Here is a 12,828-nt window from a genome sequence, read left to right on the forward strand (position 1 = left end):
TGGAGCTAACTGCCATGAACCAGACCGTCATAAACCATGCCTTACTGTTGATTGATTTGCAGAATGATTTTTGTCCGAACGGCGCACTGCCTGTCGCAGAAGGAGATGTCACCATCGATGTTGCCAACGCCGCGATAGCAGCGGCACAGAAAGCCGGTATGCCCGTCATCGCCAGCCAGGACTGGCACCCGGCCAATCATCTGAGCTTCGCTGACAATAACCCTGGTGCTGTCGTGGGTGAACGTGGAGAACTGGCAGGTTTAGCGCAAACCTGGTGGCCGGTGCACTGTGTACAGGGCACGCGTGGTGCGGAGTTCCACCCGCACCTTCATCATGACGCGTTTGATGCCGTGGTACAAAAAGGTTCTCAGCCTGAGATTGACAGCTACAGCGCTTTTTTCGACAACGGCAAACGCGCTGCTACCGTATTGGATGACCTGTTACGCCAACGCAACATCACACGCTTGACCATCATGGGGCTGGCAACGGACTACTGCGTAAAATTTACCGTGCTTGATGCGTTGGCACTCGGGTATGACGTACAGATCGTTGAAGAAGGCTGTCGCGGAGTGAATCTCCAACCGGGTGACGGCGAAGCTGCGCTGGTCGAGATGGTGGCTCACGGAGCACGCCGCACTAGCCTAGCCGACTTTATCGCAGCAATAGCACACCACTCCACATAACGCCGAGCCCCTGTGCATGCAGAGGCCTTCGGTTACTGGCGTTCCCGCTGAATCAGGTTGTCGATGGCAAACGCCTGTTTCAGCTCTTGCTTGCTTTTCATCACCAACTCACCGTCGGTATTGATGGTCATGTGTTCCGCCTCCACGTTGTGGCGCGATTGCCATAGCATCACCATTTGCAGGCAATTTTCTTTTTGCTCTGGCGTCAACGGCACGCCATCAGGCCATTTGCCCAGTTCTACGGCGGTTGCCAGGCGTTGGTAGATATCCGGTGTCAGCGCCGTCACAACCTCATCAAGCTGTTTGTCGAGCATCGTTATTCCATCCTGTCATTGCTATTTGCCATCACGCTATTTGTCATCAACGCCAAGCAAGCTGAAGCGTTTTAGCTACAGCGATTGCGCGAAAATGTCAGCCATCCACTTTCTCACCGTCGGTACCATCGATAAAGCTTAGCGAGGCCGAGTTAACGCAGTAACGCTCGCCGGTGGTTTGCGGCCCATCGGGGAATACATGCCCCAAATGGGCATCGCATTTACCACAGCGAATTTCGATACGGTGCATGTTATGCGAAAAATCTTCCAGATAGCGGATTGCCCCCTTCGCTACCGGCCGATCAAAGCTGGGCCAGCCGCATCCAGAGTCGTATTTGTTATCGGAGTAAAACAGCGCGCTTTGGCAACACAGGCAGTGATACACCCCAGTGCGTTTATTGTGCAACAGTTTGCCTGAATAGGCAGGTTCAGTGCCGCGTTGCTGCGTCACGTACTGTTGCATCTCCGTCAAGGTTCCCTTGCCTGCCGGTGCAGACGTTGAAACTGGTTTATCCATGATTGTCTCGTCATCATTTTTTTGGCATTACTTAGTTTAACAAGAATTAACATCCTCATAACGTTTTTTTCCGACTAAAATGGTGAGTAACCGACCAAGACCCTGCCAATTGTGACATCCATCACATTTATCGGGACTGCGGGCTTTATATTGGTGCAAACGCCCCCATTTAAGGGAAAGATGTTCCTAAGTTTCATTACGGCGATTTTTCGTGCAACCGTTGCGCCTCAGATTTGACTTGCCGCAACTATTGACACGATTCCGCTTGACGCTCAGCAAGGTTTTTGTAATTTTACAACCAACCTTTATTCACTAACCATTATTCACAAACCATAGCTGGTGGAATATATGACTATCAAAGTAGGTATCAACGGTTTTGGCCGCATCGGCCGCATTGTTTTCCGTGCTGCTCAGAAACGTTCTGACATTGAGATCGTTGCAATCAACGACCTGTTGGACGCTGACTACATGGCTTACATGCTGAAATACGACTCAACTCACGGCCGTTTTGACGGCACCGTTGAAGTGAAAGACGGTCAGCTGATTGTTAACGGCAAAAAAATCCGCGTTACCGCAGAAAGAGATCCGGCTAACCTGAAGTGGGACGAAGTGGGTGTTGATGTGGTTGCAGAAGCAACGGGCATCTTCCTGACTGACGAAACTGCACGTAAGCACATCACCGCTGGCGCGAAAAAAGTGGTTCTGACTGGCCCGTCCAAAGACAACACCCCGATGTTCGTTCGTGGTGCCAACTTTGACAAATATGCCGGACAGGATATCGTTTCCAACGCATCTTGCACCACTAACTGCCTGGCACCGCTGGCAAAAGTAATCAACGACAACTTCGGCATCATCGAAGGTCTGATGACGACAGTTCACGCCACCACCGCTACCCAGAAAACCGTTGATGGCCCGTCTCACAAAGACTGGCGCGGCGGCCGCGGCGCATCCCAGAACATCATCCCGTCCTCTACTGGTGCAGCCAAGGCTGTAGGTAAAGTTCTGCCAGAGCTGAACGGCAAACTGACCGGTATGGCGTTCCGCGTTCCGACTCCGAACGTTTCTGTGGTTGACCTGACTGTTCGTCTGGAAAAAGCAGCATCCTACGAAGAAATCAAGAAAGCCATCAAAGCCGCTTCTGAAGGCGAGCTGAAAGGCGTTCTGGGCTACGTTGAAGATGACGTGGTTTCTACCGATTTCAACGGCGAAATTCTGACGTCTGTATTCGATGCCAAAGCGGGTATCGCGCTGAACGACAACTTTGTGAAACTGGTTTCCTGGTATGACAACGAAACCGGCTACTCCAACAAAGTACTGGACCTGATCGCCCACATCTCCAAATAAGGCGACGGTGCGATAAGCGATGCAAGGGGCGACATGATGTCGCCCTTTTTATTAGCTGCGTTCCGCCATGATGCAACACGAAATACAAATAAAACAAGGTAACATCATGAACGATAAAATTTTTTCACTTCCCATCAAATCTGAAATTTCCCCCACGCTCAGTCAACGCCAGATAGACCAACTGCCGGTGATTGTCGTTGATCATCCGCAGGTACGCGCTGCCGTCACGCTGCAAGGTGCCCATCTGCTGCACTGGCAGCCGCAAGGAGAAACGCCGGTGCTGTGGCTGAGCGACAACACGCCGTTCGCTGAAGGCGTCGCCATTCGCGGTGGTGTGCCGATCTGCTTCCCGTGGTTTGGCCCGTTTGCGGAACCTAACCACGGCTTTGCCCGCCTGCTGCCGTGGGAATTCACCGCGCACCGTGAAGATGCCAACGGCGTTGAATTGACCTTCACCCTGCGTGATACGCCGGATACGTTGGCAAGCTGGCCACACGCTTTCACGTTGACTGCACGTTACAAGCTGGGTAAAACCTGCACCATTGAGTTAGAAGCGCAAGGTGATTACAGCATCACCAGCGCCCTGCACACCTACTTCCAGATTGGTGACATTGACCATATCCGCGTCAGCGGTTTGGGCGATACCTTTATCGATAAGGTCAATCAAGGTAAGTTGACAACGCAAGGTGGCGATCTGACGTTCACTGAACGCACCGATCGTATCTATACGCATCCGCAAGCAGTGAGCAGCATCGTGGACCCCACGCTGAAACGCACTATCGACGTGCACCACACGCACCATAGCGATGCCGTTGCCTGGAACCCGGCGGCGGAACTGTCTAAAACCATCGCCGACATGCCGGATGACGGTTATAAAACCTTTGTTTGCGTGGAAACGGCACGTGTGACTCAGCCGTTTGTTGCCACCCCCGCCGCACCAGCGCGTTTGACCACGGTGATTAGCGTAAAACGTTGATCAGCGAAACGGGTTTGCTCCAATAGATCCGATATCGCCGCTCGCAGGCTTGCGGGCGGCGCTAACCAAGAGCCATATCGCGCAATCCCGCTACACCACATCCAATGGCTGCTTACTGGTCGGTGCGGGAAAAGCAGCATCCAGCGCAGCGATATCACCACTGTCCAATTCCAACGTGAGCGCACGTGCGTTTTCTTCAATGTGAGCAACCGAACTCGCTTTGGGAATGGCAATTACGCCCGGTTGTCGCAATACCCATGCCAGCATAATTTGTGCGGGCGTCACCTGATATTTGCCCGCCATGCGCGTTATCACAGGATGAGAAAACAGGTTGCGGCGCAGCGTACCCGCTTGTGCTAATGGACAGTAGGCCATCACCGGCACAGCACGTGCCTGGCACCAGGGCAGCAAATCAAACTCGATGCCGCGCGAAGCAACATGATAAAGCACCTGATTGGTCATGCAGCGCTCACCGCCCGACAAGGACCAGAGTTCATTCATGTCCGCCACGTCCAGATTGGACACGCCCCACTGCCGAATCTTGCCTGACTGTTGCAACGCCTCCATTGCGGTGATGGTCTCTTCCAACGGGATACCGCCGCGCCAATGCAGCAGGTATAAATCCAGCACATCAGTTTGCAGCCGTTTCAGGCTGCGCTCACAGGCTTCAATCGCTCGCATACCGCCCGCATTGTGGGGATAGACCTTGGAGACCAGAAACGCATCGTCTCGCCGCCCGCGCAGTGCTGCGCCGACTATGCTCTCCGCACCACCGTCGGCGTACATTTCTGCGGTATCAATAAGCCGGAGCCCGAGATCGAGCCCTGCCTGCAAGGCTTTTATTTCTCGCGCCTTCTCACTGGCCGCTTCCCCCATAAACCACGTGCCCTGCCCGACAGCGGGCAGCGTTGAACCATCAGGAAATCGAACCTGTCGGGTTGTCATCGCTATCCTCCTTGCATCCTGTTGAATACCTTACCTGAGCCGCCGCGCGCCCAAAACGTGCAAATGGGGTGAAATCACCCCATTATTGTGCAGCACTTGCCCTGTTTCCACGCATCAGGCGTTAGAAGCGATAACTCACACCCGCGCCAAACACCATGGTATAGCTGCGATCGACCATCGGGCTCTCTTTCACTTCATCGGCCAGGCGTACATAACGCCCGGTGGCCCATGCACTCCAGCTATCGTTGATACGGTAGTTGGTACTCAACTCAGCGTACGGCGACCAGTCACCATCCGGGCTGTAAGCGCCTAAACCTGAGCGCGATGCTTCTTTGCCACTGATACCAAAGTAATAGCGGTTGAGTCTTTCACTGCTCCAGGTCACACCGACGCCAGGTGTCAATGACCAGTCACCCAATTCGAAGCGATACAGGTAGGTGTTGTCCCACAGATAACCGTCGCTGTAGCCCAAGGTGTCCGCCACCACCGAGGTGCGCAAAATCCCCCAGGACGCGGAGTGTGAATACGCCAGACCCGCCATCAGCGTGCCACGGCGCTTATCCAGTTGCTTCATCTGCACATCGTCATTATCGCTCGGTTTGAATCCCAACGGAGAGTAGAGTGCGGTTACCGACAGGCGGTTTTGTCCATCATTCCACAGGTAATAGCCCCCACCCAGCCCGCGAAAATAAAAGTTGTCACTTTCATAGGTCACCATTGGCATCGGATACAATGCGTTATCGCCCCCGCGATACGGGCTGATGGAACCTAATACCCCTGCCCCCAGCGAGAAATCCGCCGCGACGGCCGTTGTTGCTGCCAGCGACCCTGCCAACAGCAAAGTGGTATAGATCACAGATGATTTTTTCATAACGTTATTATTCCTATTACTGATATGAATTATCAAAATCGTATTTCGCTCATATCAATCATAATCGTTAAATGTGCAAACCGCATGGCATTAAACCACATGCCATACCTGTCGTCGTTTCCGATGAGCCAAAGGCATGAAAGCCCAGTGGCTACCGCCATTGTAGCGGCATACTTCGCAGAGTGAGTTATTGAAATATCTTAAAAAGATGTTTTCACCAATGAGGAAATTTTGCAGATGCCAACTACGCTTAATGACAGGGAGATGAATGTTCCTGAGTTCGCGGGTCAGCATAAGCGCGTACACCAGCCTTACCGCCTAACCTTGTGTGGCTGAAGGAAAACGCGCCTTGTGAGTGTAATAACATCTACACTGCTGCGAATTTGGCATAAGGGTTGCTGTATTCAGGAAAATCATCTGCCAGAGGGCTACATATCTATGGCCGCATAAATAACGCCGCACATTATTTAATAGGCTCTCTGTACCCTAAATAATTCGAGTTTCAGGAAGGCGGCAAGCGAACGAATCCCGATGAACTTACTCAGGTAAGTGATTCGGGTGAGTGAACGCAGCCAACACACCTGCAACTCGAAGTATGACGGGTATAACTGTGCTAATCGACGAAGGACGGGCATCGCTATGAACATATTTGATCATTACCGTCAGCGTTATGACGCTGCCAAGGACGAAGAATTCACGTTGCAGGAATTTCTTAACATCTGTCAGCAGGATCGCAGTGCCTATGCGAGTGCCGCCGAACGATTGTTAATGGCGATCGGCGAACCTGTGATGGTGGACACCGCCCATGAGTCTCGCCTTTCCCGTTTATTCTCTAATCGGGTCATTGCGCGCTATCCGGCCTTTGAAGAGTTCTACGGCATGGAAGATGCCATAGAACAGATTGTTGCTTACCTGAAACACGCTGCACAAGGGCTGGAGGAGAAGAAACAGATCCTCTACCTGCTTGGTCCGGTGGGCGGCGGGAAATCGTCGCTGGCTGAACGCCTGAAAGCCTTAATGCAACGTGTGCCGATTTATGTGCTGAGCGCCAATGGCGAGCGTAGCCCGGTCAACGATCACCCGCTGTGCCTGTTCAACCCGCAGGAAGATGCCGACATTCTCGAAAAGGAGTATGCGGTGCCGCGCCGTTATCTGGGCACTATAATGTCGCCCTGGGCGGCCAAACGCCTGCGCGATTTCGGCGGTGATATCACCAAATTCAAAGTGATAAAGGTGTGGCCATCCATTCTGGCACAGGTCGCGATCGCCAAAACCGAACCGGGCGACGAAAACAATCAGGATATCTCAGCACTGGTCGGGAAGGTGGACATCCGCAAGCTGGAGCACTTTGCCCAAAACGATCCCGATGCCTATGGCTATTCCGGTGCATTGTGCCGCGCCAACCAGGGCATCATGGAATTTGTGGAGATGTTCAAAGCCCCGATCAAGGTGCTACATCCCCTGTTGACCGCCACGCAGGAAGGCAACTATAACGGCACCGAAGGCATTGCCGCCCTGCCGTTCAACGGCATCATTCTGGCCCACTCTAACGAATCGGAATGGGTGCAATTCCGCAATAACAAAAACAATGAAGCCTTTTTGGACCGCGTTTACATCGTCAAAGTGCCCTACTGCCTGCGCGTTTCCGAAGAGGTGAAGATTTACGACAAGCTGCTCGATCACAGCGAGCTGTCACACGCCCCGTGTGCGCCCGGCACGCTGGAAACCCTGGCACGCTTCTCCATTCTGTCGCGCCTTAAAGAGCCAGAGAACTCCAGCATCTACTCAAAAATGCGTGTGTACGATGGAGAAAGCCTGAAAGATACCGATCCCAAGGCAAAATCCTATCAGGAATACCGTGATTACGCGGGCATCGATGAAGGCATGAGCGGTTTGTCCACCCGTTTCGCCTTCAAGATCCTCTCACGCGTATTCAACTTCGACCACAGTGAGGTTGCCGCCAACCCGGTACACTTATTCTATGTTCTGGAACAGCAAGTTGAACGTGAGCAGTTCCCGCAAGAAGTGGCGGAAAAATATGTCGAACACCTGAAAGGCTATCTGATCCCTAAATACGCCGAATTTATCGGCAAAGAGATTCAGACCGCCTACCTGGAGTCTTACTCCGAGTACGGGCAAAACATTTTTGATCGCTATGTCACCTATGCGGATTTCTGGATTCAGGACCAAGAATATCGCGATCCTGACACCGGGCAACTGTTTGACAGGGAATCGCTGAATGCCGAACTGGAGAAAATCGAGAAACCGGCTGGCATCAGCAACCCCAAAGATTTCCGTAACGAAATCGTCAATTTTGTGCTGCGCGCCCGCGCCAGCCACAGTGGCCATAATCCGAACTGGACCAGTTATGAGAAACTGCGTACCGTGATTGAGAAGAAAATGTTCTCCAATACGGAAGAGCTGTTGCCGGTGATTTCGTTCAACACCAAGACCTCGACCGATGAGCAGAAAAAACATGACGACTTTGTCGATCGCATGATGGAGAAAGGCTACACCCGCAAGCAGGTACGATTGCTGTGCGAATGGTATCTGCGTGTCAGGAAATCATCATAACGTACGGGCAGCTTGACGACGTCATGCGGGGGAATCATGGCCTATTTCATTGATCGACGGCTGAACGGCAAGAACAAAAGCCTGGTGAACCGCCAGCGCTTTTTACGCCGCTATAAGTCGCAAATAAAACAGTCGATTTCCGAGGCCATCAACAAGCGTTCGGTAACCGACATAGACAGCGGGGAGTCCGTATCGATCCCTCAGGGCGACATTAGCGAACCGATGTTCCATCAGGGGCGTGGCGGTAAGCGGCATCGCGTCCACCCCGGCAACGACCATTTTGTTACCAACGATCGTATCGAGCGGCCACAAGGAGGTGGTGGCAGCGGTGGCGGTCAAGGCAACGCCAGTAAAGATGGTGAAGGCCAGGACGAGTTCGTGTTTCAAATCTCCAAGGATGAATACCTCGATCTGCTGTTCGAAGATCTGGCGCTGCCTAATCTGAAAAAGACCCAGCAGCACCAAATGAACGAGTACAAAACGCACCGTGCGGGTTACACCGCTAACGGTGTGCCTGCTAACATCAGCGTGGTACGCTCGCTGCAAAATTCACTGGCGCGGCGTATGGCAATGACGGCAGGGAAACGGCGTGAACTGCACCAACTCGAGGAAGATCTGGCCGAGCTTGAGCACACCGAGCCAGCGCAATTGCTGGAAGAAGATCGGTTGCGCCACGAAATTGCGGCACTGCGCGAGAAGATTGCGCGCGTGCCCTTTATCGATACTTTTGACCTGCGTTTCAAGAACTATGAACGCCGGGCCGAGCCATCCAGTCAGGCCGTGATGTTTTGCCTGATGGACGTTTCCGGCTCGATGGATCAGTCCACTAAGGACATGGCGAAACGTTTTTATATTCTGCTCTATCTGTTTTTAAGTCGGAATTATAAGAACGTGGATGTGGTTTACATTCGCCACCATACCCAAGCCAAAGAGGTCGATGAAGAAGAGTTTTTCTACTCTCAGGAGACCGGCGGCACCATTGTGTCCAGCGCATTGAAGCTGATGGAGGAAGTGGTTAAAGCGCGCTATAACCCGTCACAGTGGAATATTTATGCGGCACAAGCCTCCGATGGCGATAACTGGGCCGATGACTCACCGCTGTGTCACGATATTCTGGCTAACCAGCTGTTGCCTTTTGTGCGTTACTACAGCTACATCGAAATCACACGTCGCTCACACCAAACCCTGTGGCGAGAGTATGAAGCACTGCGTGATGCCTACCCCAATTTTGCTATGCAGCATATTCGCGATCAGGACGATATTTATCCGGTATTTCGCGAATTGTTCCGCAAGCAAACCGTTAACGGATAATCGCCCAACCTTCCGCCAGCCTTCGCGCTGGCGGAAACCAGCCCGAATCAATTCGCGTCAAAGCGCGGCGGAGATTCTGGCAAGGTCGAATCTCCTTCACCCAGTGCACGTTGAAGCATTACCGTGTCCAGCCAGCGCCCGTGTTTTAACCCTACGCTTGCCAGCGTTCCCACCAGTGAGAAACCGGCCTGACGGTGTAAACGCAGCGATCCCTCGTTTTCACTGTTACCCACAACTGCAATCAGTTGGCGGAAGCCGTGTTGTTCTGCCCACTCAATAGCGTAAGCCAGCAGCGCTTTCCCGACGCCCTGCTGCTGATACTGCGGATCAACATAGATCGAATCTTCAAGCGTATACTGGTAGGCTCGGCGCTCACGGTAGCGAGACAGATAACAATACCCTGCTACACCGCCGTTTTTGATGGCCACAAACCAGGGAAGACCGGCATCGTAGCTCTTCTTCAACCGGGCGCGCATCTCGTTGATATCCGGTGGCTCTGTTTCAAACGATGCGGTGCCATGAATAACGTGATAGGCATAAATTTTCTGGATAGCGCTGATATGTTGTTCTTCTGCTGCAATAATGTTCACGGTTTTACTCCCAAAATAAACCGAACACAGGCTACGTGAAATCCGCCAAGGCTGATACCCACCTACGCTTATAAACCGTATAAGGAAAATGAAGGATGGGACAGTTCAACCTCGACCAACTGGTCACCTATAAACGTGTCATACAGCGTGGAAGTTTCACCTCAGCCGCCGCCGCACTGGGTGTTTCTCAGCCTGCGGTCAGCCTGAAAATACGGCAATTGGAACTGGCACTTCACGTGCGACTGGTTGAACGGACGGGTCGGGGTGTCCGTCCAACTGCCGCAGGGCTGGCACTGCTTGATCACTGTGAGAACATTGAGAATGCCGTCAATGCAGCCATGCAGGCCATCGCGCAGCACCAGCATGACATCAGCGGAAATGTAGTCATAGGTACCGGCGCGACGGCCTGCATCCATTTACTGCCAACACTACTGTGCCAGCTCCAGAAAGCACATCCGCGTTTGTCTATCGGCGTCAGAACCGGAAACACGCAGGATATCGTCAGAGCAGTGGAAGAAAACAGCATTGATATGGGGTTGGTTACGTTGCCCGTTAATGGCCGAAGCCTGAGTGTTACGCCTGTAATGAAAGATGAATTTATCGCGATCGCTCAGGCAAACAGCATCGGTGGCACATCGACCTTCACGCCCACAATATTAGCTGATAAGCCGTGGATCGCTTTTGAGACCGGCAGCAATACCCGACAACTTATTGATGGCTGGTTTCACGCAGACGGCAAGACAGCCACCCCCACAATGGCACTAGGAAGCATTGAAGCCATCAAAAGGATGGTCAGTGCAGGGTTAGGTTACAGCATTGTACCCAGCATGTCAGTGATGACGCCTGCCGATAAGGTGGGCCTGGATGTCTATCAACTGGAGCCGACGCTGCATCGCGTGCTGGGCATCGTGATGCGGCAAGATAAAGTCATTAATCGCAGTATGGCAAAAGTGCTTGAACGCATCCATACCCTGACAGACAGCGGTGTTACGCCATTTTGAGTTGAACACTTGCACACGAAATGTTATGTTATATCATAACTTATGATACATTATAACATTGCATTACTGTGTAACAGGAACTCCCCGGCATGGCGCTGCTTACCGTCGATAACCTCACCCTCACGCTTAACGGGTTGATAAAACTCGACAACATCAGTTTTTCTCTGCATCCCGGCGAGCGTGTCGCACTTCTCGGGGCATCGGGTTCTGGAAAATCGCTCACTGCACGCGCCTTGTTAGGGCTCCCCCTTGCAGGCTCGACGATAAGTGGCAACATCCATTTTTCTGGGCAAAACAGATTAACGCAGCAACCGCGCATTGCCGCCATTTTCCAAGATACCTCGGCCGCGCTGCATCCTCTGATCGGCGTCGGCAAGCAATTGGTACTGGTGTTGCGTGCTAACGGCGCAACATCTACGCGCGCCGCGTGGGAGGCAGGACTCGCGTTACTGGCTAGCGTAGGATTTTCTCAGCCAGAACACATCGCCCATCGCTATTCCGGTGAGCTTTCTGGCGGGCAACGTCAGCGGGTCTGTATCGCGCTGGCACTCGCCAGCCAAAGCGCGCTGCTGATTGCCGATGAACCCACCACCGCACTGGACGTCATCACCCAGGCTCAGGTGCTACAGGCGCTAAAAACCTATGCCCATGCACCTGAACGTGCTTTGCTGTTTATCACCCACGATATCGCCGTAGCCGCTGCGCTTTGCCAGCGGGCGTTGATTTTGTCCGATGGCAAGATCGTTGAACAAGGCACAATCGATGCGCTGCTTCGTCACCCGCAGCATCCCTACACCGTCGCATTGATGACAGCTGCACGGCAACAGCGTCATCAGGTATCTCAGAACGCGTTAGCGCTGGCGGGGTAACGTAAGATGTCTGCTTCTGCCTTACACGCTGCCACTGCGCCGCCTTTTCTGGCAGTGCATCGGGTAACCCATCGATATCCGCTGCCGGGCACACGCTTCTGGCAAGTCGCACAGTATCATTGCGCCCTAAGTGAAGTGACGCTGTCACTCAATAAAGGTGAATATGTGGGACTAGTGGGAGCATCGGGTGCCGGAAAATCAACGCTGCTGAAGATTTTATTGGGATTAGAAACGCCAGATTCAGGCACTGTGAGCTGTCAGGGCCGTGGCGTTGTTCCAGCGTCCACCGCTGCACTGCGCTGGTATCGCCGGTTGGTACAGTATGTTCCCCAAGATCCCGCCTCCACGCTGGCACCCCATAAAACGGTGGCACAGTCGATTGCCGAGCCACTGCATTTTTTAGGCCACGGCGCACCGTCGATGTCGGCATTGCAACGCACCCTTGACGATGTCGCCTTGCCCGCATCACTGCTGCACCAACGCGTGGGAACACTTTCCGGTGGTCAAGCGCAGCGGGTAGCCATTGCGCGCGCCCTGGCCTTGCGACCGGTTTTCCTGATTGCTGATGAGCCGGTGAGCGGCTTAGATTTGCCGTTACGCGAGCAGATAACGGCGTTATTTCACCGACTTGCCCAGCACTACGATATGGGACTGCTGCTGGTCTCCCATGATATCTCCACCGTGGCGACGCTGTGCCAACGCGTATTGGTCATGCATGAGGGGCAGATTGTCGAGGACAGGCCGTGTCACGCGCTGCTCTCCACGCCTGCCCATCCGCATACGCGGGCTCTGCTGGCAGCCATCCCAACACTCCCTGATTGTTATTGCTAATT

At 53.2% G+C, this 12,828-nt stretch carries 13 protein-coding genes; 8 read left to right on the forward strand and 5 right to left on the reverse strand.

Annotated features, from left to right (window positions below; all coding sequences use genetic code 11):
- Window positions 1-29 precede the first annotated feature (29 nt).
- Window positions 30-683, forward strand: coding sequence for a bifunctional nicotinamidase/pyrazinamidase (pncA, locus tag J5224_RS07585; protein WP_264624836.1), 654 nt, complete (start codon window positions 30-32; stop codon window positions 681-683).
- 32 nt (window positions 684-715) lie between these two features.
- Here the strand turns inward: pncA and J5224_RS07590 are convergent, their stop codons facing one another.
- Window positions 716-997, reverse strand: a complete 282-nt coding sequence (locus tag J5224_RS07590; RefSeq protein WP_264624780.1) for a YeaC family protein — start codon at window positions 995-997, stop codon at window positions 716-718.
- A gap of 97 nt (window positions 998-1,094) precedes the next feature.
- The gene (gene msrB, locus J5224_RS07595; protein ID WP_264624781.1) at window positions 1,095-1,514 is read right to left on the reverse strand and encodes a peptide-methionine (R)-S-oxide reductase MsrB; all 420 of its coding nucleotides are present in this window, start codon (window positions 1,512-1,514) and stop codon (window positions 1,095-1,097) included.
- A gap of 348 nt (window positions 1,515-1,862) precedes the next feature.
- Between msrB and gapA the strand changes: the two genes are divergently transcribed.
- Both gapA and J5224_RS07605 read left to right on the forward strand, forming a co-directional pair.
- Window positions 1,863-2,858: a glyceraldehyde-3-phosphate dehydrogenase gene (gapA, locus tag J5224_RS07600; protein ID WP_264624782.1), complete on the forward strand. Its 996-nt coding sequence runs from the start codon at window positions 1,863-1,865 to the stop codon at window positions 2,856-2,858.
- Window positions 2,859-2,964: 106 nt separating this feature from the next.
- Window positions 2,965-3,834: a D-hexose-6-phosphate mutarotase gene (locus tag J5224_RS07605; RefSeq protein ID WP_264624783.1), complete on the forward strand. Its 870-nt coding sequence runs from the start codon at window positions 2,965-2,967 to the stop codon at window positions 3,832-3,834.
- 90 nt (window positions 3,835-3,924) lie between these two features.
- Here the strand turns inward: J5224_RS07605 and J5224_RS07610 are convergent, their stop codons facing one another.
- A complete protein-coding gene (locus tag J5224_RS07610) occupies window positions 3,925-4,779 on the reverse strand; it encodes an aldo/keto reductase (protein WP_264624784.1) in 855 nt (284 codons plus the stop codon).
- Window positions 4,780-4,900: 121 nt separating this feature from the next.
- Window positions 4,901-5,650 (reverse strand): MipA/OmpV family protein, encoded by a 750-nt coding sequence (locus J5224_RS07615; RefSeq protein WP_264624785.1) that lies wholly within the window; start codon window positions 5,648-5,650, stop codon window positions 4,901-4,903.
- A 639-nt stretch (window positions 5,651-6,289) separates the two neighbouring features.
- Between J5224_RS07615 and J5224_RS07620 the strand changes: the two genes are divergently transcribed.
- Together J5224_RS07620 and J5224_RS07625 are read left to right on the forward strand one after the other, a co-directional pair.
- Window positions 6,290-8,224 (forward strand): PrkA family serine protein kinase, encoded by a 1,935-nt coding sequence (locus tag J5224_RS07620; protein WP_264624786.1) that lies wholly within the window; start codon window positions 6,290-6,292, stop codon window positions 8,222-8,224.
- Window positions 8,225-8,260: 36 nt separating this feature from the next.
- The gene (locus tag J5224_RS07625) at window positions 8,261-9,535 is read left to right on the forward strand and encodes a YeaH/YhbH family protein (protein ID WP_264624787.1); all 1,275 of its coding nucleotides are present in this window, start codon (window positions 8,261-8,263) and stop codon (window positions 9,533-9,535) included.
- A 47-nt stretch (window positions 9,536-9,582) separates the two neighbouring features.
- Here the strand turns inward: J5224_RS07625 and J5224_RS07630 are convergent, their stop codons facing one another.
- Entirely contained in the window at window positions 9,583-10,125 is a 543-nt protein-coding gene (locus J5224_RS07630) for a GNAT family N-acetyltransferase (protein ID WP_264624788.1), read from the reverse strand.
- A gap of 95 nt (window positions 10,126-10,220) precedes the next feature.
- Between J5224_RS07630 and J5224_RS07635 the strand changes: the two genes are divergently transcribed.
- The 3 genes from J5224_RS07635 to J5224_RS07645 all read left to right on the forward strand — a co-directional run bounded on the left by J5224_RS07635 (window position 10,221) and on the right by J5224_RS07645 (window position 12,826).
- On the forward strand, window positions 10,221-11,126 hold the full coding sequence (locus J5224_RS07635; RefSeq protein ID WP_264624789.1) for a LysR family transcriptional regulator: 906 nt from the start codon (window positions 10,221-10,223) through the stop codon (window positions 11,124-11,126).
- Between the two features lie 89 nt (window positions 11,127-11,215).
- Window positions 11,216-11,995, forward strand: coding sequence for an ABC transporter ATP-binding protein (locus J5224_RS07640; protein WP_264624790.1), 780 nt, complete (start codon window positions 11,216-11,218; stop codon window positions 11,993-11,995).
- 6 nt (window positions 11,996-12,001) lie between these two features.
- Window positions 12,002-12,826, forward strand: a complete 825-nt coding sequence (locus tag J5224_RS07645) for an ABC transporter ATP-binding protein (RefSeq protein WP_264624791.1) — start codon at window positions 12,002-12,004, stop codon at window positions 12,824-12,826.
- The last annotated feature ends 2 nt before the right edge of the window (window positions 12,827-12,828 follow it).

Source organism: Candidatus Symbiopectobacterium sp. NZEC135 (genome assembly GCF_025962695.1).

Bases quoted from the DNA above. Each gene is read 5' to 3' on its own strand.
- J5224_RS07590 (WP_264624780.1), bottom strand. From the start codon at position 997: ATGCTCGACAAACAGCTTGATGAGGTTGTGACGGCGCTGACACCGGAT.
- J5224_RS07605 (WP_264624783.1), top strand. From the start codon at position 2,965: ATGAACGATAAAATTTTTTCACTTCCCATCAAATCTGAAATTTCCCCC.
- J5224_RS07615 (WP_264624785.1), bottom strand. From the start codon at position 5,650: ATGAAAAAATCATCTGTGATCTATACCACTTTGCTGTTGGCAGGGTCG.
- msrB (WP_264624781.1), bottom strand. From the start codon at position 1,514: ATGGATAAACCAGTTTCAACGTCTGCACCGGCAGGCAAGGGAACCTTG.
- gapA (WP_264624782.1), top strand. From the start codon at position 1,863: ATGACTATCAAAGTAGGTATCAACGGTTTTGGCCGCATCGGCCGCATT.
- J5224_RS07625 (WP_264624787.1), top strand. From the start codon at position 8,261: ATGGCCTATTTCATTGATCGACGGCTGAACGGCAAGAACAAAAGCCTG.
- J5224_RS07610 (WP_264624784.1), bottom strand. From the start codon at position 4,779: ATGACAACCCGACAGGTTCGATTTCCTGATGGTTCAACGCTGCCCGCT.
- J5224_RS07640 (WP_264624790.1), top strand. From the start codon at position 11,216: ATGGCGCTGCTTACCGTCGATAACCTCACCCTCACGCTTAACGGGTTG.
- J5224_RS07620 (WP_264624786.1), top strand. From the start codon at position 6,290: ATGAACATATTTGATCATTACCGTCAGCGTTATGACGCTGCCAAGGAC.
- J5224_RS07645 (WP_264624791.1), top strand. From the start codon at position 12,002: ATGTCTGCTTCTGCCTTACACGCTGCCACTGCGCCGCCTTTTCTGGCA.
- J5224_RS07635 (WP_264624789.1), top strand. From the start codon at position 10,221: ATGGGACAGTTCAACCTCGACCAACTGGTCACCTATAAACGTGTCATA.